Source organism: Streptomyces sp. P9-2B-2 (assembly GCF_030406865.1).
In the GTDB taxonomy this organism is placed as follows: domain Bacteria; phylum Actinomycetota; class Actinomycetes; order Streptomycetales; family Streptomycetaceae; genus Streptomyces; species Streptomyces platensis.
This window is the reverse complement of record NZ_CP129126.1, coordinates 4,575,618-4,595,738: the sequence shown is the minus strand read 5'-3', so window position 1 is coordinate 4,595,738 and position 20,121 is coordinate 4,575,618. Positions and strand designations below refer to the sequence as shown.

Here is a 20,121-nt window from a genome sequence, read left to right as displayed (position 1 = left end):
TTTGAACCACCATGGCCGACGAGAACCCCCCTGTGACCCCGGACGGCGTGACCGCCGAGGGCGCGCCCGCCACCATCGAAGGTGTCGGGATGCGCGTCGAGCCCGTCGGGCTCGAAACGGAGATGCAGCGCTCCTACCTCGACTACGCGATGTCCGTCATCGTCTCGCGTGCGCTCCCGGACGTCCGGGACGGCCTCAAGCCCGTCCACCGCCGCGTCCTGTACGCGATGTACGACGGCGGCTACCGCCCGGAGAAGGGCTTCTACAAGTGCGCCCGCGTCGTCGGCGACGTCATGGGTACGTACCACCCGCACGGCGACTCCTCGATCTACGACGCCCTGGTGCGTCTGGCGCAGCCCTGGTCGATGCGGATGCCGCTGGTCGACTCCAACGGCAACTTCGGCTCTCCGGGCAACGACCCGGCCGCGGCCATGCGGTACACCGAGTGCAAGATGAAGTCGCTGTCCATGGAGATGCTCCGGGACATCGACGAGGAGACCGTCGACTTCCAGGACAACTACGACGGCCGTAACCAGGAGCCGACGGTCCTGCCGGCGCGCTTCCCGAACCTGCTGATCAACGGCTCGGCCGGTATCGCGGTCGGTATGGCGACGAACATCCCGCCGCACAACCTGCGCGAGGTCGCGGCCGGTGCCCAGTGGGCGCTGGAGCACCCCGAGGCATCCAGCGAGGAGCTGCTGGACGCGCTGATCGAGCGCATCAAGGGCCCCGACTTCCCCACCGGCGCACTGGTCGTGGGCCGCAAGGGCATCGAGGAGGCCTACCGCACGGGCCGTGGCTCGATCACGATGCGCGCGGTGGTGGCGGTCGAGGAGATCCAGAACCGCCAGTGCCTGGTGGTCACCGAGCTGCCGTACCAGGTCAACCCGGACAACCTCGCGCAGAAGATCGCCGACCTGGTCAAGGACGGCAGGGTCGGCGGCATCGCGGACGTCCGCGACGAGACCTCCTCCCGTACGGGCCAGCGTCTGGTCATCGTCCTCAAGCGGGACGCGGTCGCCAAGGTCGTCCTCAACAACCTCTACAAGCACACCGACCTCCAGACCAACTTCGGCGCGAACATGCTCGCGCTGGTCGACGGGGTGCCGCGCACGCTCTCGCTGGACGCCTTCATCCGCAACTGGGTGACGCACCAGGTCGAGGTCATCGTCCGCCGGACGAAGTTCCGCCTGCGCAAGGCCGAGGAGCGGGCGCACATCCTGCGCGGTCTGCTCAAGGCGCTGGACGCCATCGACGAGGTCATCGCGCTGATCCGGCGCAGTGAGACGGTCGAGGTCGCGCGCGAGGGCCTGATGGGCCTGCTGACGATCGACGAGATCCAGGCGAACGCGATCCTGGAGATGCAGCTGCGCCGGCTGGCCGCCCTGGAGCGCCAGAAGATCACCGCCGAGCACGACGAGCTCCAGCGCAAGATCAACGAGTACAACGCGATCCTGGCCTCCCCGGAGCGGCAGCGCCAGATCATCAGCGAGGAACTCGCCGCGATCGTCGAGAAGTTCGGCGACGACCGGCGCAGCAAGCTGGTGCCCTTCGAGGGCGACATGTCCATCGAGGACCTGATCGCCGAGGAGGACATCGTCGTCACGATCAGCCGTGGCGGCTATGTGAAGCGGACGAAGACCGACGACTACCGCTCGCAGAAGCGCGGCGGCAAGGGCGTCCGGGGCACCAAGCTCAAGGAAGACGACATCGTCGACCACTTCTTCGTCTCCACGACCCACCACTGGCTGTTGTTCTTCACGAACAAGGGCCGGGTCTACCGCGCCAAGGCGTACGAACTCCCCGACGCGGGACGGGACGCGCGGGGTCAGCATGTGGCCAATCTCCTCGCCTTCCAGCCGGACGAGCAGATCGCGCAGATCCTGGCGATCCGCGACTACGAGGCCATGCCGTATCTGGTGCTCGCCACCAAGGCCGGCCTGGTGAAGAAGACGCCGCTCAAGGACTACGACTCGCCCCGTTCCGGCGGTGTCATCGCGATCAACCTGCGCGAGCAGGAGGACGGCACGGACGACGAGCTGATCGGCGCCGAGCTGGTGTCGGAGACCGACGATCTGCTGCTCATCAGCAAGAAGGCCCAGTCGATCCGCTTCACGGCGACCGACGAGGCGCTCCGCCCGATGGGCCGGGCCACCTCCGGTGTGAAGGGCATGAGCTTCCGCGAGGGCGACGAGCTGCTCTCCATGAACGTGGTTCGCGCCAACACCTTCGTCTTCACCGCCACGGACGGCGGCTACGCCAAGCGCACCGCGGTCGACGAGTACCGCGTCCAGGGCCGCGGCGGTCTGGGCATCAAGGCCGCCAAGATCGTGGAGGACCGGGGTTCGCTGGTCGGCGCGCTGGTCGTCGAGGAGACGGATGAGATCCTCGCGGTGACGCTCGGGGGTGGCGTGATCCGTACGCGGGTCAACGAGGTGCGGGAAACCGGCCGTGACACCATGGGCGTCCAACTGATCAACCTGGGCAAGCGTGATGCCGTCGTCGGCATCGCATGGAACGCCGAGGCCAGCCGCGAAGCCGAAGAGGTCGACGGGGGCGACGAGCCCGACGAGACCGAGGCGGACGGTGCCGTGGCCGCGGAGACCGAGGGCGAGCAGCCCGCGGCGGAGTAACACGAGGAGTAGATCGTGAGTGGAGCCACGGGCGCTGCGGCGGGTGGATCGGGAGCTGAGAAGGGCTCCTCGTCCGGACCCGCGACCGTGACGGAGGACAGCGCCCGTGGCTCCGCCGATTCCGACACCGGCGCCCGGGACGAGGGCTCACATCAAGGGGAACCCGTGACCGATACCCGCCAGCCGCAGCCGCAGCCCCAGGGGAAGGCCGGGAGCGGCGCCGAGCAGCCGTATCAGCCGCCTCAGGCGTATCCCACCGAGGCCGGGCAGAGTGGCGAGCAGGCGGTGCGCCGGCCCCGTACGGGCGCCACCACGGCCCCGCGGACCCGCAAGGCCCGGCTGCGGGTGGCCCGCGCCGATCCGTGGTCGGTGATGAAGGTCAGCTTCCTGCTCTCCATCGCGCTGGGGATCTGCACGGTCGTGGCCGTCGCGGTGCTGTGGATGGTCATGAACGCGATGGGCGTCTTCTCCACGGTCGGCGCGACGATCAGCGAGGCCACCGGTTCCAGTGACGGCGGCGGCTTCGATCTCCAGTCGTTCCTGTCGCTGCCGCGGGCGCTGCTGTTCACCTCGATCATCGCGGTGATCGACGTGGTGCTGGCGACGGCCCTGGCCACGCTCGGTGCCTTCATCTACAACCTGTCGGCCGGGTTCGTCGGAGGCGTGGAGCTCACCCTCGCCGAGGACGAGTGAGTCCCTCGTGAGAGGGCGTTCGGGAGGCCCCGTGAACCGATTTTGGGAACGCCTCTGAAGTGCGCTAATCTTCTGGTGCAGCGAGCGCGCGGCTATAGCTCAGACGGTTAGAGCGCTTCCCTGATAAGGAAGAGGCCCCAGGTTCAAGTCCTGGTAGCCGCACTGCACAATCGGCCCGGCCGGGGAACTCCCCGGCCGGGCCGATTCGTTGTACGGAGGCGGAAGTTGGCTCGCGGTGCGTGCCTCGGAAGAGGTGTTGCCGACCGCGGGCTAGGTAACCGATCGGTATCGGTCGGTGTGTATCATCGGCCGACATAGGTCCCCTACGTCAACGAAAGACGAGGTCGCGCGGTGAAGAAGCTTCTCCTGGTCGCACTGGCCGCCATCGGCGGGCTCCTCGTGTACCGCCAGATCCAGGCGGATCGCGCCGAGCAGGATCTGTGGACGGAGGCGACCGACTCCGTGCCCGCAGGTTCGGGTGTCTGAGACCCCACAAACGCACAGCAGGTTCGTACGGACCCCGATTGCCTCCGGGCGGTCGGGGTTTCGTGCGTCCTGGGGCGGGCGGGGCGAGCTGGGGCCCCGGGGCAGCGGTGGTGCCGGGAGTGGCTGATTGTCGTTGCCGGACCGTGACGGCGATCCTCTTGTGTTTGCTATAGCACACCATTAGCTTGCAATAGCAAAGATTCTGACTGTGGTGTGACCAGCAGGACACAAGGGGGAACGGGGCATGGCACGACGACCACGCCGGGGGGTGGTGGCGTTGCTCGGGGGGCTGGTGCTGGCCCTGACCGCCCCCTCACTTCAGGCCACCGCCGCCACACCGGCCAGGGCGCCGGCCGCCGAGGGCACCGGGATGGTGATGGTGCTCGACTCGTCCGGCTCGATGGCCGGGAAGGACGGCTCCGGCAGCACCCGCATCGCCGCCGCCCGCAAGGCCGTCGGCACGGTCGTCGACGCACTCCCCGACGGCTACCCCACCGGTCTGCGCGTCTACGACGCCGACAAGCCCCGCGGCTGTGACGACACCCGGCTCGCCCAGCCGGTCGCCGCCCTCGACCGGGCGGACCTCAAACGGGCCGTCGCACGTGTCGAACCCAAGGGCGACACCCCCATCGGGCTCTCCTTGCGCAAGGCGGCGGCCGATCTGCCCCGCCCGTCCGGCGGCTCGATCGGCAAGCGCACCATCCTGCTGATCTCCGACGGCGAGGACACCTGCCGGACGCCACCGCCCTGCGAGGTCGCCGCCCAACTCGCCGCGTCCGGCGTGGATCTGCACATCGACGCCATCGGCTTCCAGGTCGCGGGCAAGGCCCGCGCGCAGCTGGAGTGCATCGCCAAGGCCGGCAACGGGCAGTACTACGACGCCCCGGACGCCCGGTCGCTCGCCCGCCAGCTCCAGCGGGCCGGTCAACTCTCCGCGGACGGCTACCGCTTCAAGGGCAAGCAGCTCCATGGCACGGCGACCAGGAGCGGTGCGCCCGCGACGGCCCCCGGGCAGTACCTCGACTCCATCGGACCCAACGAGGCGCGCTACTACGCCACCGAGCTGGATGCCGCCTCGACGGCCAACTTCTCGGCGACCGTGGTGCCCCAGCCCGGCGCGGCCCTCGACGCCCTCGACGCCCTGCACACCCGGATCGCGTACGGCACCGACGGCGTCTGTCAGTCCACGACCGAGATGTTCGGGCAGCAGGAGGGCGCGACGCCGCTGACCTCGGGTGTCAGCCGGGTCCCTGCGCAGAGCGGTACCGGCGTCTGCGACCAGGCCGGACGGTACTGGCTGGTCGTCGAGCGCAAGGCCGCCAAGGGCTCGGACGCCGCCCGGTGGCCGATGGAGCTGACGTTTCACGTGGAACATCCGTTGAAGAAGGGCGTCACGCCCGCGCAATCGGAGCCGGAGTACGGCGCGGGCGGCAAGGACGCCACGCTGCCCACCACCGCCCCCAAGGACGTCACCGGCGGCACCGGCTTCAATGACGCCCGTACGCTGCACCAGGGCGTCTGGCGGGACAAGGTCCTGCCCGCGCAGACCCTTTGGTACAAGGTACCGGTCGGCTGGGGCCAGCAGCTGCGCTACGACGTGGAGTTCGCCAACGAGCCGACGGTCCGGGGCTACGGCGCCCCTACGTCCTTCGGCGGCACCCAGGTCTACACACCGTTCCGGGCGCCGGTCGGCAGCGGCACCACCGAATTCAGCCCGCAGGTGCCCTACAGCGGGCGGCCGGCCTCGCTCAGCATGGGCACGGTGCCGGTCGCCTGGACCAACCGCTACGAGAGCCACCCGGACGTCATCCCCGTGCACCGCAAGGGCGACTTCTACCTGGCGGTGACGCTGGGCGCCCAGGCCTCCCGGATCGCGGAGAACCCGCAGATCGGCGTGGTGCTGCGGATCGCCGTGCCGGGCAAGGAGAAGAGCGGCCCGCAGGCCGGGGCCGCCGTGGTCGCGGCCGATACCTCCCGGGGCGATTCCGGCTCCTCGGCGGACGAAACGCCGGGTGGCGGTGGAGGATGGTCCACAGGACGTGTGGTGGCGGTCGCGGTCGGCGGTGCGGGCGTACTGCTGCTGGCCGGTCTCGCGGTCGCCTACGGGCGGGCGCGCCGGCGGCCGCGTGCCGACGGCGGGAATTCGGATCCGATGAGGGGTGGCTCGTGGTGACGGGGCGCACGACGTACAGGGGCATAGCCGTGCTGGCGGCGCTCGCCGCGGTGCCGATCCTGCCGGGGGCGGTGGGCGTGGCCTCCGCCGAGAACGTGCCCCGCTACCGCATGGCGGAGGGCGCCACGAAGATCGCGGGCAGCCCCAAGTCCACGGACGCGCCGTCGCTCCGGCCCGGTCTGCACACCGATGCCATCAAGCGCGGCGAGCAGAAGTGGTATGCCGTCAACCTGGACGCCAGGACCAATGCGTACTTCTCTGCCGTCGCGGCGCCCACGCCCGGCACCAAGGTCGAGGACTACGGCGACAAGCTGACCCTCAGCGTCCAGGACAGCAGCGGCACGACCTGCGGCTCGGAGGCGCGGCCGTCCTTCAACGGCGGCGGCATGGCGTACCCGATCGCCGACTACGTCACCCGCCGCATCGGCGCCGACCGTACGGAGTGCCAGAAGGCCGGCCCGTACTACCTCGTGATCACCCGCGAGGGATCGGCGACCTCCGGACCCGACACCTGGCCGCTGGAGATCAACTACCTCAACGAGCCCCGGCTGGAGGGCAGCACCCCCGCCAAGCCCGGCCACGGCACCTGGAGCACCGCGACCCCGGCACCGCGTACGGACGCCACCAAGCGCGGCGCCCGGGGCGGCACCGGCTTCAATGACGCGGGCTCGGTCACCTCGGGGGTCTGGAAGGACCGGGTCAGGCCGGGCGAGACGCGCTTCTACCGCGTACCGGTGGACTGGGGGCAGCGGCTCAACCTGAGCGCCGAGCTGCCGAACGCGACATCGTCCCGAACCTCCGCCTTCCTCGCCAGGGTGCTCGGGCTGGCCGTCTACAACCCGGCGCGCGGTGCGGTCGGCGACCCCAGCTTCGTCTCGTACACCGGGAAGCCGGCCGCCGCCAAGGAGTTCACCGCGCCGGTCGACTACGGCAACCGCTTGGACTCCACCGGCTCGGTCAACGCGATGCGGTTCGCGGGCTGGTACTACCTCGCGGTGAGCCTGCACCCCGATGCCGCGCAGTACTTCCCCAAGGGCGCGGAGCTCACCCTCCGGGTGGATGTCCGGGGCACCGCCAAGGCGGGGCCCGGCTACGCCGGACCGGCCGGCGCCTTCTCCGTCACGCCCGAGGACCGGGAGACGGCGCGGAAGGGCCAGACCGCACAGGAGGCGGCGAAGAGCGGCACCTTGATGACGGTGGCCTACGCCGGGATCGGCACGGGCGTGGTGCTGCTGCTGGGCCTGGGAGCTTGGACGCTGGTGGCACGGCGGTCCGCGGCCGGTGCGGCGGCCTCGCAGGCTGGACCGGCTACGGCGAGCGGGCCGGGCGGCCGTCGGCCCTCGCTGCCGGGACAGTCGACGGACTCGACCCAACAGGCTTCACAGAAACCCCCGTTCGGGCCGCCACAGGGCTGGTAGCGGTCCCCGGCGGGGCCGGGTGCACCTCGGCCCCACCGGCCCCGTGGCGGCGCGTCAGGCGGCGATCAGGGCCCATACGCCGACCGCGATGCACAGCAACGCCACGATCAGCACCGGGACCGCGACCTTCGCGGGCGGGCCCGGCTTTCTGTACGGGGCGGGGTGTGCCGGGGACGGCATGGTGACGGCGGTGCCTGCCGGGGGCTGCCCGGGGACCGGGAGCGGGCCCGCCGTGTAGGGGCGGGTCGCGGACCGTTCCGGGTGCGCGGCGGCCGTCGGCTCGTACGCGGGCGCCGGGGGCGGCGCCGGTGCCGGGAGCGGCATGCCGGACGAGGCGGGCTGTCCGGCCGGGGTGCCGTAGCCGGTGGGCGCACCGCCGTGGCCGAGGACGGCCTCGCCGTGGCCCGTGAAGGTGCCGCTGTGGCCCGTGGGGGTGTCGCCGTGACCGGTGGGCGTGCTGCCATGGCCCGTGTACGTGCCGCCGTGGCCTGTGTACGTGCTGCCCGGCGTGGCCATCGGCATCGGGGTGGGCGTGGGTGTCGGCGGGGTGCTCGGCTCCGGCGGGGCGAGCTGGAAGCTGCCGGTGTCCGACATGGAGACCTGTCCGGTGGCCCCGGTGCCCGTGGTGGCGCCGGCCGTCGCGGGTCCCGCCGGGCCCCTGGGACGCAGCGGCCCGTCCGGCCCGAAGCCGGCCGGCAGCGGCCCTATGTGGTCGAAGACCTCGACGATCTCTTCCTCGATCGTCGCGTCCGGCAGCAGCTCGACGGCCGACAGCATCGCCTTCCGCGCCCCGGTGGCCGTCTTGAACCGCGCTTCCGGATCCGGGTGCACCAGGGAGGCCAGCACCTGCCACAGCGGCTCCGGGACGCCCTCGGGCGCGTTCGGGATGCCGTGCTGGGTGAAGTGCCGGCTCATCGCCTCGGCGTCCGGCTTGGTGCCGGTGATCAGATAGAGCGCGACCAGGCCGACCGCGAACAGGTCCGCCGGGAAGTCCGGCTCGGCGCCCAGCAGTTGCTCGGGGGCGAAGTAACCGGGCGTGCCCACCACGTAGTTGGCCTCGGTGAGCCGTGGCTCGCCCTTGCGCATCGCGATACCGAAGTCGGACAGCCGCAGATGCGGCCGCCCGGTGCCGGTGGCCTCCAGCAGCACGTTCGCCGGCTTGATGTCGCGGTGTACCACCCCCTCCGCGTGCACCGCGGTCAGCCCGGCCAGCAGCTGATCCAGGAGCGTGCACACGAACCGCGGCGGCAACGGGCCGTAATCCCCGATCAGATGCGCCAGCGAGCCGCCGTTCACCAGATCCATGGTGAACAGCACCTTGTCGTCGTCCGCCGCCCAGCTCGCCGGGGCCAGCACATGCGGATGGTCGATCCGCAGTGCCTGTTCGCGGACGAAGCGCAGCAGGGTGTGCGCGTCGCTCTGTTGCAGCACCTTGGCGGCGACGTAGCGGCGGCGCCGGGCGTCCCAGGCGCGCCAGACCGCGCCCACCCCACCCCGCCCGATCGGGTCGATCAGCTCATACCGACCGGCGAAGACCTCACCCATTGCGCCCCGTCCGCTGTCCGAATCCGCGACGTCCCCTGTGGCTAACTCTGGTGCGCCTCGTAATGGGCGACCGCGTCCGCGGTGCGACCGGCACCGTAGACCCGGAGGAACTCTGCCAGTTCGGGGTGAGCCGGGGCGAGGGTGTTCGCCGCATCGATGATGTCCCCGGCGTCGGCGACCGACCGCAGCAGCGACTGGATCTCCCGCACCACGCGCCGCACGGTGGTCGCCCCCGTCGACGACGTCTGCTGCGCGGTGTTGTTCAGCACCGAACCGCCCGCCGTCTTCTTGATCTCTTCCATGCGGTCGGTGGCCTCGGCGGCGCTGACGCTGCCGTCGGCGACCTGTCCGGCCAGGTCTTGCAGCGCCTGCACCCGCTGCACCACGGCCGGGTTGCCTATCTTCGCGCGCTGCCCGCTCATCAGCTGGGACAGCATCGGGGCGGACAGGCCGAGCACAGCGGCCAGCCGGGCCTGGTTCAGACCGAGATCGTCGATGAGACGGCGGAACAGCGCACCCAGAGGCTCCCCGTACCAACTGCGCTGGAGCTCCCGGGCCCGCGCGGTGGCTTCCTGCTGTGCTGAGTCCATACCGTCTCCCCTGTCTCCCCGATCGCTTCGCTGCCGCGAATCTCGCGAAGCATCCTACGGAGAGCAACGGTGCGCGGCGATACCCGGTCGGGAAAGCGGTCGGACACCGGGTACCCTGGTCCGCGAAGGGGCCTTAGCTCAGTTGGTAGAGCGCTGTCTTTGCATGGCAGATGTCAGGGGTTCGACTCCCCTAGGCTCCACTCCTCAAAGCCTTTCCGATCGGCGAAATCGCTGGTCAGGAGGGCTTTTCTGGTTCTGACGGAGAGTTGGCCGCGCTTGGCGCCGGCGGCGTCCGCCGTACGCGACCGGGCCGGGACCGCCGCCCTCGCTGGGGTGACGGGCCCGGCCCGGTGAGGTGTCCGGCGCTCCGGTGTCAGGCCGTGCCGCCGCGTCGTTCATCGGCCTCGGCCTGCTTGGCCTGGACGTCGGGGTCCAGCGCGGCGCCCTCGCTGCCGTCGACCGCGCTCAGCCGGCCGCGGTCGCTGACCTCGGTGGGAGCCGGCGGCTCGACCAGCCAGTCCGGGTTGGCCTGCTTGTCCCACCACTTCCAGGCGGCGATCGCCCCGCCGGCCAGGATGCCCAGCACGGTGAGGCGCTTGGCGAGCTTGCCGCACTTGGCCCGGCGGCTGTGCTTCTTCTGGAGCTTGGCGATCTCGGCGGCCGTCACCTGGCCGCGGAGTGCGGCGAGCGCGGCGGCACCGCGGGCGACGGCCTCGTCGCGGACCGGCTCGGCCGCGGCGCGGGCGTGGGTCACCGCGTGCTCCAGCCGCGGTGCCGTGTAGTCGGCAGCCTGGCGGGCCGCCTTACGGGTCCGGCAGGCGGCCCGGGTCGCCGCGGCGTCCACCTTGGGCGGCAGCGTGCCTCGGGCGTGCTCGATACGCGGGTGCAGATGCGCTTCGTACTGCGCACGTGCCTGATGAGCGGCCTCGGCCACCTTGGGAGCCGTTCGTGTGCGGGCCTCGTGAGCGAAGTGCACGGCGGCTTCCTTGGCCGTACCGGCATACGGAGCCACCACCTCCGCTGCGTGCCGCACGCTGTCCTTGGCCGTATCGGTCGCGGCGCGCACGCTTTTCTTGCGGGTCACGGGATCCTCCTCCTCGGTGGCGTGTCCGGGGCTTGGGGGTTGGTCCCCCGTGTCTTCTCTGTCGCCTGTCCACCCGTTTGAAGATCATGCCCGCTCATGGGTCGTACGGCATGTGCGAGCGGGCATCCGGGTCATTGCGGACCTTCCGGAGTCTTGGTGACGACAATGCCACGATTTGCCGCTCCGGGCGCTGGAAATCCGCACGAAAACCGGCAAGAGGTGCGGGCCGGACGGCGCGCACGGGCCGCGCGGAGGCCTTCGGCGGGCCGGTCCATGCGAGGATCAGGAACCGTCAGCGAAGACTTATGGAAGGTAGAACGTGGCTGAGCAGCTCTACGCCACCCTGAAGACGAATCAGGGCGACATCGAGATTCGGCTCCTGCCGAACCATGCACCGAAGACGGTCAAGAACTTCGTCGAGCTCGCCCAGGGCGAGCGGGAGTGGACCCACCCGGCGACCGGGAAGAAGTCCACGGACCGGCTCTACGACGGCACCGTCTTCCACCGGGTGATCAGCGGCTTCATGATCCAGGGCGGCGACCCGCTGGGCAACGGCACCGGCGGCCCCGGCTACGAGTTCGGGGACGAGTTCCACCCCGACCTGGCCTTCAACAAGCCGTACCTGCTGGCCATGGCCAACGCCGGGCCGGGCACCAACGGCTCGCAGTTCTTCATCACCGTCGGGGCCACCGCGTGGCTGACCGGCAAGCACACCATCTTCGGTGAGGTCAGCAGCGAGGCGGGCAAGAAGGTCGTCGACGCCATCGCCGCCACCCAGACCAACCCGCGCACCGACCGTCCGCTTCAGGACGTCGTGATCGAGTCGGTGGCCATCGAGTCCCGCTGACCCGCGTCGTCGGCCCCGGACGGATCCGGGGAACCATTGCGCCCCGCCCGGTCGTACATCAGGCGGGGCGCGACGCTCGTCCACGGGCGAAGGCCGGGCGGAAGGCGCAGCGCTGACGCGCCCGGACGGAGAAGAGGACGAGGGACGGATGGACCAGGTGCCAGGCAGCCCGAAGGAGCCGCAGGACGCGCGGGATGACGATGGCCTGCCAGGCTGCCACCGCCACCCGGATCGCCCCACCGGCATCCGCTGCACCCGCTGTGACCGGCCCATATGCCCCGAGTGCATGGTCAGTGCCTCGGTCGGCTTCCAGTGCCCGGAGTGTGTACGGGGCGGTGCCGGCACCGGTCACGCACCGCAGGCCGCCGCACCGCGCACGATCGCGGGCGGCACCATCGCGGCCGATCCGCGGCTGATCACCAAGATCCTGCTGGGCCTCAACGCCGCCGTGTTCGTCGCCGTGCTGGCGACGGGCGGCGACCTGAGTCCGCTGGTCAACCGGCTCGATCTGCTCGGGCTGGCCGCCGACCCGAGCCGGTATCAGCTCATCGGTGTCGCCGAGGGCGAGTGGTACCGCCTGCTGACCGCGATGTTCCTGCACCAGCAGATCGCGCACTTCGCGTTCAACATGCTCTCGCTGTGGTGGCTGGGCCCGCCGCTGGAGGCGGCGCTCGGTCGGGTGCGGTTCATCGCGCTCTATCTGCTCGCCGGTCTGGGCGGCAGCGCCCTGTCGTATCTCCTCGCCGCGCCGGGCCAGCCCTCGCTGGGCGCCTCCGGCGCGATCTTCGGGCTGCTCGGTGCGACGGCCGTACTCCTGCGGCGGCTGAATTACGACATGAAGCCGGTGCTGATCCTGCTCGGCATCAACCTGGCCTTCACGTTCCTGTGGCCGAACATCGCCTGGCAGGCCCATGTCGGCGGCCTGGTGGTGGGCGCCGCGGTGGCGTTCGGAATGGTGCATGCGCCGCGCGACCGCCGGACGCTGGTGCACGCCGCGACCTGCGCGGTGGCGTTCCTGGCGGTCATCGCGGTGGTGTGGGTACGGACTCTTCAGCTGGTGGGCTGAGAGTCCGTACCGGCACGTTGTCCACAGTGCGTGGCCGATCTTGTGCATGCTGTGCGGAACTTTCCTTCCGCTCCGCTCCGGGCTGCGTTTCCCCAGCAAGGAACGGGGGAGCCGCAGCCTGGCAGCGGGTGCCGCCGATCACACCGGCGTCAACCTCCGGAGGGTTATCCACAGATCTTCTGAAGTTTTCCCCGGCTGTGGATAACCGTGTGGATGGCCTTGGGCAGGGCTTGCGCTACTTCCACTGCGTGGATACGCCGAAGCCCACCGCGATGAAGCCGAAGCCGCACACGATGTTCCAGTTGCCCATGGCGGCGATGGGCAGATCGCCCTCGGAGACGTAGAACATCACGATCCACACCAGCCCGATGAGGAACATCGCCAACATCAGTGGCGCCACCCAGCCACGGCCTGAGTTCATCTTCAGGGTGGTGGTCTTCGCCGGCGGCGGCGTGAAGTCGTCCTTCTTGCGGATCCGTGACTTCGGCACGAGGAACTCTCCTGTCGATGCGCTGCTCCCCCGCCCTCGTGGTCGCTCGAGCGGGCGGTGCCCCCATCCGCGGGGGAGGTACGAGGTGTACGCCAGGGCACGGACGTGGTGGGGAGCGGATTCCTTTCCCGGGCGTCCGTTAGCGTAGTGCTTCCGTGGCGTCGTAAGGAGTAAGGGTACGTTGAGCAATTCCGCTGACTCCCCCGACCGCCCCACCCGTTCCCGCCTGCGGCCCGTACGGCTCCTCACTCTGGTCGTGTTCGCGCTCGCCGGGCTGCTGTTCTGGCTGAGCTTCGACACCGCGCGGGGCACGAATCTGCGCTCGGACGATTCGATGCTGCGGCTGTCCGACCTCATCCAGGAACGCAGCCACAAAAACGGTGCCCAGGACGACCGTAACGCCACTCTGCGGGACGAGGTCGACGCGCTCGCACAGCGCGACAACGGCAGCTCCCGGGCCGAGGAGGCCAAGCTCAAGGCGCTGGAGAAGAACGCCGGCACCAAGCCGGTGAAGGGGCAGGGCGTGACGGTCACGCTCACCGATGCCCCGCCCAACGCCACCGCCAAGATCCCCGGGCTGCCCGAGCCGCAGCCCAACGACCTGGTCATCCACCAGCAGGACCTCCAGGCCGTGGTGAACGCCCTGTGGCACGGCGGCGCCAAGGGCATCAAGGTCATGGACCAGCGGCTGATCTCCACCAGCGCGGTGCGCTGCGTCGGCAACACCCTGATCCTCCAGGGCCGGGTCTACTCCCCGCCGTACAAGGTCACCGCCGTCGGCAACCGCGAGGCCCTCATCAACGCGCTGACCGCGTCCCCCGCCATCCAGAACTATCTCCAGTACGTGAACGCCTACGGCCTGGGCTGGAAAGTCGACCAGCACGAGGCGGTGACTCTTCCCGGCTACTCCGGCACAGTGGATCTCCACTACGCACAGCCTGTGAAGCCGTAGCCCGCACGCCGCGGGCGCCGGGGAGGGGCGGGGCCGGATGACGCTGCGGGGCCGGACAACGGTGCGGTGGATCGTGCGGACGCTCAGCGAGATCTGTGTGACCGTCGGCGCGCTGATCGTGCTCTTCGTGGCCTACCTCCTCTTCTGGACCGGCGTACAGGCCGACAGCGCCATGGACGGCGAGATCGGCAGGCTCCGGGACCAGTGGTCCGCGGGCCGGGTCACCGCCCCCGACCGCACACCGGCCCCCGACGGCGACGCCACTCCGGTGGAGCCGCCCCGCCGCTCCACCCCGGGCACCTCGTTCGCCGTCATGTACATCCCGCGCCTGGGCGCCGACTGGACCAAGCCCGTCCTGGAAGGCACCGCGACCGACACCCTCAAGCGGGGCCTCGGCCACTACGCCCGCACCGCCCGTCTCGGCGAGATCGGCAACTTCGCCGTCGCCGGCCACCGCCGCACCTATGGCGACCCCTTCAAGGACTTCCCGCGGCTGCGCCCCGGCGACGCGGTGGTGCTGACCGACGGCACGACCTGGTTCACCTACCGCATCGACCACCGGCCCTACACGACGCTGCCCGGCGACACCGGGGTGATCGACCCGGTACCGCGGAAGTCCGGCTTCAACGGCCCCGGGCGCTATCTCACGCTGACCACCTGCGAGCCGGAATGGGGCCACAGCCACCGGCTGATCGCCTGGGCACACCTGGATTCCACCCAACCCGTGGCACAGGGAAGGCCATCGGCTTTGACCGGCTGACCCACCTGGGCCCGCCCTCGCCCCTTACTCTGGTGTCGCAATCGACATCGTCATCGGCATCGGCAAGGGGACAGCGACAGCATGTACGGCTGGATCTGGCGGCATCTGCCGGGCAACACATGGGTGAAAGCGCTGATTTCCCTGGTGCTCGCGCTGGCGGTCGTCTTCGTGCTTTTCCAGTACGTCTTTCCGTGGGCGGAGCCGCTGCTCCCCTTCAATGACGTCACTGTCGATGAAGGGATGGCCGCCCGATGACCGCACGGATTCTCGTCGTCGACAACTACGACAGCTTCGTCTTCAACCTCGTCCAGTACCTCTACCAACTCGGTGCCGAATGCGAGGTGCTGCGCAACGACGAGGTCGCGACGCGGCACGCCCAGGACGGCTTCGATGGGGTGCTGCTGTCGCCCGGCCCCGGTACCCCCGAGCAGGCCGGCGTCTGCGTCGACATGGTCCGGCACTGCGCGGACACCGGCGTCCCGGTCTTCGGCGTCTGCCTGGGCATGCAGTCGATGGCGGTCGCGTACGGCGGCGTGGTGGACCGCGCCCCTGAGCTGCTGCACGGCAAGACCTCGCTGGTCCACCACGACGACGTCGGCGTCTTCTCCGGGCTGCCGTCTCCCTTCACCGCCACCCGCTATCACTCCCTGGCCGTCGAGCCGGACACCGTCCCCGACGAACTGATCGTCACGTCCTGGACGGAGGCCGAGGACGTCCCCGGCGGACGGATCGTCATGGGCTTGCGGCACCGCGAACTCCCGGTCGAGGGCGTCCAGTTCCACCCCGAGTCGGTCCTGACGGAGTGGGGGCACCGAATGCTGGCCAACTGGCTCGTCGAATGCGGTGACAAGGGGGCGGTGGAGCGCTCGACGGGGCTGGCCCCGGTGGTCGGCAAGGCAGGCGGGTGACCGCTCTGCGCCCGGAACGTGAAGGGAGATCCTACGAGCCGAACGAGCCGGACCGGTCGTCCACTCCGCAGGACCCGTACCGGCAGCCCGATCCGTTCGAGGCGGCGGTGGAGGGGCTGGCCGACCCGCTGACCGATCCGCTGCCGGGCCAGGCGCCCCCGGCACCCGCACCCGGTCCGTACGGACAGCCGGGCCGTGGCCGCCGACGGGGCAAACCCGCCCAGGAGGGCGGGAGGCCGGGCTCACCGTGGTTCCGGCCGCATCTGGAGCCCGAAGGGCCGTCCCGGCCGGATCCGCAGGCGTACGGCCCTCAGACGGCCGCCCAGGGCCAGGCGTACGGTTCCGGCTACGTCCCCCGCCCCGCCACCGCCGAGTCGATATCCCGGCGCGAAGCCGCCCCGGAGGCACCGGCGTCACCGGCCCCCGCTCCGCGGGTGGGCCCGACTCCGGCCGTGAGCCCCGCTCCGACCGGGCCCGCTGCCCCCGCGTCGCGGCGGGACGACGAGACCATGGCGCTGCGGCAGGCGGAGAAGCCCGACGGAGACGGCGTTTCACGTGAAACCGTCGCGCCGGTTTCACGTGAAACCGCGACCGGGACCCCGGCGCCCGGGGGCCGGGCGGCCCGGCGCAAGGCCGCTCAGGAGGCCGCCAAGCGGGGCGGCAGACGCGGACGCCACGGGGGAGCCGCCGCCGCTACAGCCGCCGCTGCTTCCACTTCCGAACCGGCCTCCGCCCCCATGTCCCGGCTGGAGGCCCGGCAGGCCGCACGAGCCGCCAAGGACAGCCCCAGCCTGATCGCCAGCCGCGCGCTGGGCGAGGTGTTCATCACCCTCGGCGTGCTGATGCTGCTGTTCGTCACCTATCAGCTCTGGTGGACGAATGTGCTGGCCGAGCAGGAGGCCGGCGGCGCCGCCAACAACCTGCAGCACGAATGGGACAAGGGCGGCGGCGAGAAGAAGAACCTCGCGGACGGCGAGCGCTTCGGGATCATGTATATCCCCAAGCTGGATGTGAAGGCGCCGATAGCCGAGGGCATCGACAAGCACAAGGTGCTGGACCACGGCCTGATCGGTCACTACGACAAGAACAGCGGGATCAAGACCGCGATGCCCTGGGACAAGAAGGGCAACTTCGCGGTGGCCGCCCACCGCAACACGCATGGTGAGCCGTTCCGCTACGTCAACCGGCTGACCAAGGGCGACAAGATCATCGTCGAGACGAAGAGCTCGTACTACACGTACGAGATGGAGAGCATCCTCCCGCAGACGTCGCCGAGCAACACCAGCGTGATCGGCCCGGTGCCGCCCGGCTCGGGATTCACCGGGCCCGGCCGCTACATCACCCTGACGACCTGCACCCCCGAGTTCACCAGTACCTATCGGATGATCGTCTGGGGCAAGATGGTCGACGAGCGGCCGCGGAGCAAGGGCAAACCGGATGCGCTCGCCGGCTGAGCAAACATAAGAGGGGTGCTACGCGGTGACTGCCACCGGAAACGACGAGGCATGCGACCGGTCCGCGCCGCCACTCAAGCCGCGCCGGGTGCGCCGGGCCATCGCCTCCATCGTCAGCGTCATCGGTGAGCTGCTGATCACGGTCGGGCTGATCCTGGGCCTGTTCGTCGCCTACTCGCTGTGGTGGACCAACGTCCTCGCCGACCGCGAAGCGCACAAGCAGGGTGACCAGGTGCGCCGGCACTGGGCGAGCCACGGGCCCAAGGGGCCGGGCGAGCTGGACACCAAGGACGGCATCGGCTTCCTGCACGTACCGGCGATGAATAACGGCGAGGTGCTGGTCGAGAAGGGCACCGACTCCGAGATCCTCAACGAGGGGGTGGCCGGCTATTACACCAAGCCGGTCAAGTCGGGGCTGCCCGAGGACAAGAAGGGCAACTTCACCCTCGCCGCGCACCGCGACGGCCACGGCGCGAAGTTCCACAACATCGACAAGCTCAAGGACGGCGACCCGATCGTCTTCGAGACCAAGGACACCTGGTACGTCTACAAGGTCTTCGCGACCCTGCCGGAGACCTCGAAGTACAACGTGGACGTCCTCGACGACATCCCGAAGGAATCCGGCAAGCGCAAGGCGGGCCGCTTCATCACCCTCACGACCTGCACCCCGGTCTACACCTCGAACTACCGCTATATCGTCTGGGGCGAACTGGAGCGGACCGAGAAGGTCGACGCGGAGCGCACGCCCCCGAAGGAACTCCGCTAGGCCGCGCGGGCCGCAGAGCTTCCCAGGAGGCTCCGGCGCTCCCCGGCAGAGCCCCGGCACTTCCCGGCAGGGCCAGGAACCTCCGCCTCCGCGCAGCAGAAAGCCCCGGCGCCCTCTGAGGGGCTGCCGGGGCTTCGTGTCTGCCGGGCCGAAGCGGCCGGGCTGCTAGCCGAACGGTCCGCCGATGAAGCCGCCGCCGTCATCGCCGCCGTTGCCGCCATTCCCGTTGCCGCCCCCGCCACCGATGGTGGTCAGCGTCACGGTGGTGGTCTTGGGGTCGGACGGGGTCGTCGGCTGCGGGTCCTGGGCGGCCACGCGGGCGTTGTCGTCCGGCGAACTGCCGCCGGCGAACTGGATGTTGGTGAAGCCGGCCTGCTGGAGCGCCTTCTTCGCGTCCTTCACCGTCTGGCCGACGACACCCGGGACCGGCGTCTGCGCCCCCGCCTTGCCGACCGTGAGGGTCACGGTGGAGCCGAGCTTGGCCGGGGTGTTTCCGTCGGGGCTCTGGCTCTGGACCTTGCCGACCTGGGTCGGGTCCGGGACGTCCTGTTCGATCTTTTCGACCTTGAAGCCGATGGTGGTCAGCTGCTTCTCGGCAGCCGCGAAGTCCTGGCCCTTGACGTCCGGGACGTTTGCCTTCGGGGACTCCTGAGCAACGGTGAGGACGATCTGCGTGCTCTTGGCCGCCTCGCTCTGGGGCTCGGGATTCTGGGCGATCACGGTGCCCGGGTTCCGGTCGGATTCCTTCTTGACCTGCCGGACGTTCGTGAAGCCCTTGCGCTTGAGGCGGTCGACGGCCTCTTTGTAGGAGAAGTCCTCCACGTCCGGAACGGTGACCTTGACGGGCCCGGTGCACAGCGTGACCTTGACCGCCTCATCCTTGTCGACCTCGCCGCCGGCCTCCGGGGTCTGCGCGGTGACCTGGCCCTTCTTGACGTTGTCGCAGGCCTTGCGGCCCCCCTCGGACACCTTGAAGCCGCCGTTCCGGCCGGACGCCTTGGCTTCCTTGAAGTACTTGCCGATGAGGCTGGGCACCGGTGTGCTGCCGCCCCCATTGGTCTTGCTGAACATCGCCTTGCCGATGAAGATCGCACCGATCAGGACGAGGACGGCCGCGATCACCAGCAGGATCGTCGAGGTGTTGCTCTTCTTCTGGCCGCCACCGCGGCGGCGGTCGCCGCGGTCGTCATAGCCGTAGCCCCCGTCGTCCTGGTTCATCGGCGGAAGCATGGAGGTCTGGCCGGCCGGGTCCTGCGGACGCAGCATGGTGGTCGGCTGGTCCTGGTCGTAGCCGGCCGCGCCCATCGCGGAGGCCGCCGCGACCGGCTGGCCGTCCAGCGCCGCCTCGATGTCGGCACGCATTTCGTCGGCCGACTGATAGCGGTAGTCCGGGTCCTTGACCAGCGCCTTCAGGACGATGGCGTCCATCTCCGGCGTGATCTCGGGGTCGAAGTTGCTCGGCTTCTGCGGCTCCTCGCGGACATGCTGATAGGCCACCGCGACCGGTGAGTCACCGACGAACGGCGGCCGTACCGTGAGCAGCTCGTAGAGCAGACAGCCGGTGGAGTACAGGTCGGAGCGGGCGTCGACCTGCTCGCCCTTGGCCTGCTCGGGCGAGAGGTACTGGGCCGTACCGATGACCGCCGCGGTCTGCGTCATGGTCATCCCGGCATCACCCATGGCCCGGGCGATACCGAAGTCCATGACCTTGACCTGGCCGGTGCGCGTCAGCATGACGTTGGCCGGCTTGATGTCGCGGTGGACGATGCCGGCCCGGTGGGAGTACTCCAGCGCCTGGAGGACACCGGTGGTCATCTCCAGCGAGCGCTCGGGCAGCAGCTTTCTGCCGGAGTGCAGCAGCTCACGGAGTGTGGAGCCGTCCACGTACTCCATGACGATGTACGGGATCGAGACACCGTCGACGTAGTCCTCGCCGGTGTCGTAGACCGCGACGATCGACGGATGGTTCAGCGAGGCGGCCGACTGGGCCTCACGGCGGAACCGGGCCTGGAAGGACGGGTCACGGGCGAGGTCCACCCGCAGCGTCTTCACAGCCACGGTGCGGCCCAGGCGGGTGTCATGGCCGAGGTACACCTCGGCCATGCCACCGCGGCCGAGCACCGAGCCCAGCTCGTACCGGCCGCCGAGGCGACGCGGCTCTTCCATAAGCTTCTCCAGCCCTCTCCGTCAGTCCCGACCGCACCGGTGTGTGGTCCGGCGGTGTGCTGTCCGGGCATACCGTACCCGCCACGCCGT

The 20,121-nt window shown here is 70.0% G+C and carries 18 protein-coding genes and 2 tRNA genes; 15 read left to right on the top strand and 5 right to left on the bottom strand.

Going from position 1 to position 20,121, the window contains the following annotated elements; translation table 11 throughout:
- The first annotated feature begins 11 nt into the window (after positions 1 to 11).
- The 6 genes from gyrA to QT196_RS20025 all read left to right on the top strand — a co-directional run bounded on the left by gyrA (position 12) and on the right by QT196_RS20025 (position 7,403).
- Positions 12 to 2,633, top strand: coding sequence for a DNA gyrase subunit A (gene gyrA / locus QT196_RS20050; protein WP_266737519.1), 2,622 nt, complete (start codon positions 12 to 14; stop codon positions 2,631 to 2,633).
- Between the two features lie 15 nt (positions 2,634 to 2,648).
- Complete coding sequence (locus tag QT196_RS20045) at positions 2,649 to 3,326, top strand: DUF3566 domain-containing protein (RefSeq protein WP_168480402.1); 678 nt, start codon at positions 2,649 to 2,651, stop codon at positions 3,324 to 3,326.
- A gap of 88 nt (positions 3,327 to 3,414) precedes the next feature.
- Positions 3,415 to 3,488, top strand: a tRNA-Ile gene (locus QT196_RS20040).
- Between the two features lie 189 nt (positions 3,489 to 3,677).
- Positions 3,678 to 3,812: a DLW-39 family protein gene (locus QT196_RS20035; RefSeq protein ID WP_003958712.1), complete on the top strand. Its 135-nt coding sequence runs from the start codon at positions 3,678 to 3,680 to the stop codon at positions 3,810 to 3,812.
- 244 nt (positions 3,813 to 4,056) lie between these two features.
- The gene (locus QT196_RS20030; RefSeq protein ID WP_290355347.1) at positions 4,057 to 5,985 is read left to right on the top strand and encodes a VWA domain-containing protein; all 1,929 of its coding nucleotides are present in this window, start codon (positions 4,057 to 4,059) and stop codon (positions 5,983 to 5,985) included.
- The gene (locus tag QT196_RS20025) at positions 5,979 to 7,403 is read left to right on the top strand and encodes a hypothetical protein (RefSeq protein WP_168480400.1); all 1,425 of its coding nucleotides are present in this window, start codon (positions 5,979 to 5,981) and stop codon (positions 7,401 to 7,403) included. Before QT196_RS20030 ends, QT196_RS20025 begins: the two co-directional genes overlap by 7 nt.
- A gap of 54 nt (positions 7,404 to 7,457) precedes the next feature.
- On the opposite strand, the gene QT196_RS20020 is transcribed toward QT196_RS20025, so the two are convergent.
- Positions 7,458 to 8,948 (bottom strand): serine/threonine-protein kinase, encoded by a 1,491-nt coding sequence (locus tag QT196_RS20020; RefSeq protein WP_168480399.1) that lies wholly within the window; start codon positions 8,946 to 8,948, stop codon positions 7,458 to 7,460.
- A 41-nt stretch (positions 8,949 to 8,989) separates the two neighbouring features.
- Entirely contained in the window at positions 8,990 to 9,538 is a 549-nt protein-coding gene (locus tag QT196_RS20015) for a transcriptional regulator (RefSeq protein WP_042151031.1), read from the bottom strand.
- Between the two features lie 127 nt (positions 9,539 to 9,665).
- Here QT196_RS20015 and QT196_RS20010 point away from each other — a divergent pair.
- Positions 9,666 to 9,738: transfer RNA gene (locus tag QT196_RS20010), tRNA-Ala, on the top strand.
- Positions 9,739 to 9,911: 173 nt separating this feature from the next.
- Here QT196_RS20010 and QT196_RS20005 read toward each other — a convergent pair.
- The gene (locus tag QT196_RS20005) at positions 9,912 to 10,622 is read right to left on the bottom strand and encodes a DUF5324 family protein (protein WP_168480398.1); all 711 of its coding nucleotides are present in this window, start codon (positions 10,620 to 10,622) and stop codon (positions 9,912 to 9,914) included.
- A 319-nt stretch (positions 10,623 to 10,941) separates the two neighbouring features.
- On the opposite strand from QT196_RS20005, the gene QT196_RS20000 reads away from it, so the two are divergent.
- Positions 10,942 to 11,469 (top strand): peptidylprolyl isomerase, encoded by a 528-nt coding sequence (locus QT196_RS20000; protein ID WP_168480397.1) that lies wholly within the window; start codon positions 10,942 to 10,944, stop codon positions 11,467 to 11,469.
- 148 nt (positions 11,470 to 11,617) lie between these two features.
- On the top strand, positions 11,618 to 12,535 hold the full coding sequence (locus tag QT196_RS19995) for a rhomboid family intramembrane serine protease (RefSeq protein ID WP_168480396.1): 918 nt from the start codon (positions 11,618 to 11,620) through the stop codon (positions 12,533 to 12,535).
- A gap of 235 nt (positions 12,536 to 12,770) precedes the next feature.
- Here QT196_RS19995 and crgA read toward each other — a convergent pair whose 3' ends face one another.
- Entirely contained in the window at positions 12,771 to 13,025 is a 255-nt protein-coding gene (crgA, locus tag QT196_RS19990; RefSeq protein ID WP_168480395.1) for a cell division protein CrgA, read from the bottom strand.
- A gap of 181 nt (positions 13,026 to 13,206) precedes the next feature.
- On the opposite strand from crgA, the gene QT196_RS19985 reads away from it, so the two are divergent.
- The 6 genes from QT196_RS19985 (at position 13,207) to QT196_RS19960 (ending at position 17,865) form a co-directional block, all read left to right on the top strand.
- Positions 13,207 to 13,977 (top strand): DUF881 domain-containing protein, encoded by a 771-nt coding sequence (locus QT196_RS19985; RefSeq protein ID WP_168480394.1) that lies wholly within the window; start codon positions 13,207 to 13,209, stop codon positions 13,975 to 13,977.
- Between the two features lie 37 nt (positions 13,978 to 14,014).
- Positions 14,015 to 14,737, top strand: coding sequence for a class E sortase (locus QT196_RS19980; protein WP_168480393.1), 723 nt, complete (start codon positions 14,015 to 14,017; stop codon positions 14,735 to 14,737).
- An 81-nt stretch (positions 14,738 to 14,818) separates the two neighbouring features.
- Positions 14,819 to 14,992, top strand: a complete 174-nt coding sequence (locus QT196_RS19975; RefSeq protein WP_168480392.1) for a hypothetical protein — start codon at positions 14,819 to 14,821, stop codon at positions 14,990 to 14,992.
- On the top strand, positions 14,989 to 15,645 hold the full coding sequence (locus QT196_RS19970; protein WP_168480391.1) for an aminodeoxychorismate/anthranilate synthase component II: 657 nt from the start codon (positions 14,989 to 14,991) through the stop codon (positions 15,643 to 15,645). Before QT196_RS19975 ends, QT196_RS19970 begins: the two co-directional genes overlap by 4 nt.
- A complete protein-coding gene (locus tag QT196_RS19965; RefSeq protein WP_290355345.1) occupies positions 15,642 to 17,099 on the top strand; it encodes a class E sortase in 1,458 nt (485 codons plus the stop codon). Before QT196_RS19970 ends, QT196_RS19965 begins: the two co-directional genes overlap by 4 nt.
- Before the next feature lie 25 nt (positions 17,100 to 17,124).
- On the top strand, positions 17,125 to 17,865 hold the full coding sequence (locus QT196_RS19960; protein WP_168480390.1) for a class E sortase: 741 nt from the start codon (positions 17,125 to 17,127) through the stop codon (positions 17,863 to 17,865).
- A gap of 165 nt (positions 17,866 to 18,030) precedes the next feature.
- Here the strand turns inward: QT196_RS19960 and pknB are convergent, their stop codons facing one another.
- Positions 18,031 to 20,031 carry a Stk1 family PASTA domain-containing Ser/Thr kinase gene (gene pknB, locus QT196_RS19955; protein WP_168480389.1) on the bottom strand — a complete coding sequence of 667 codons (2,001 nt, stop codon included), beginning with the start codon at positions 20,029 to 20,031 and terminating at the stop codon, positions 18,031 to 18,033.
- Positions 20,032 to 20,121 lie beyond the last annotated feature (90 nt).

Excerpts from the sequence above, each read along its gene's own strand:
- QT196_RS20030 (WP_290355347.1), top strand. The coding sequence starts at position 4,057 with ATGGCACGACGACCACGCCGGGGGGTGGTGGCGTTGCTCGGGGGGCTG.
- pknB (WP_168480389.1), bottom strand. The coding sequence starts at position 20,031 with ATGGAAGAGCCGCGTCGCCTCGGCGGCCGGTACGAGCTGGGCTCGGTG.
- gyrA (WP_266737519.1), top strand. The coding sequence starts at position 12 with ATGGCCGACGAGAACCCCCCTGTGACCCCGGACGGCGTGACCGCCGAG.
- QT196_RS20020 (WP_168480399.1), bottom strand. The coding sequence starts at position 8,948 with ATGGGTGAGGTCTTCGCCGGTCGGTATGAGCTGATCGACCCGATCGGG.
- QT196_RS19995 (WP_168480396.1), top strand. The coding sequence starts at position 11,618 with ATGGACCAGGTGCCAGGCAGCCCGAAGGAGCCGCAGGACGCGCGGGAT.
- QT196_RS20015 (WP_042151031.1), bottom strand. The coding sequence starts at position 9,538 with ATGGACTCAGCACAGCAGGAAGCCACCGCGCGGGCCCGGGAGCTCCAG.
- QT196_RS19980 (WP_168480393.1), top strand. The coding sequence starts at position 14,015 with ATGACGCTGCGGGGCCGGACAACGGTGCGGTGGATCGTGCGGACGCTC.
- QT196_RS19970 (WP_168480391.1), top strand. The coding sequence starts at position 14,989 with ATGACCGCACGGATTCTCGTCGTCGACAACTACGACAGCTTCGTCTTC.
- QT196_RS19975 (WP_168480392.1), top strand. The coding sequence starts at position 14,819 with ATGTACGGCTGGATCTGGCGGCATCTGCCGGGCAACACATGGGTGAAA.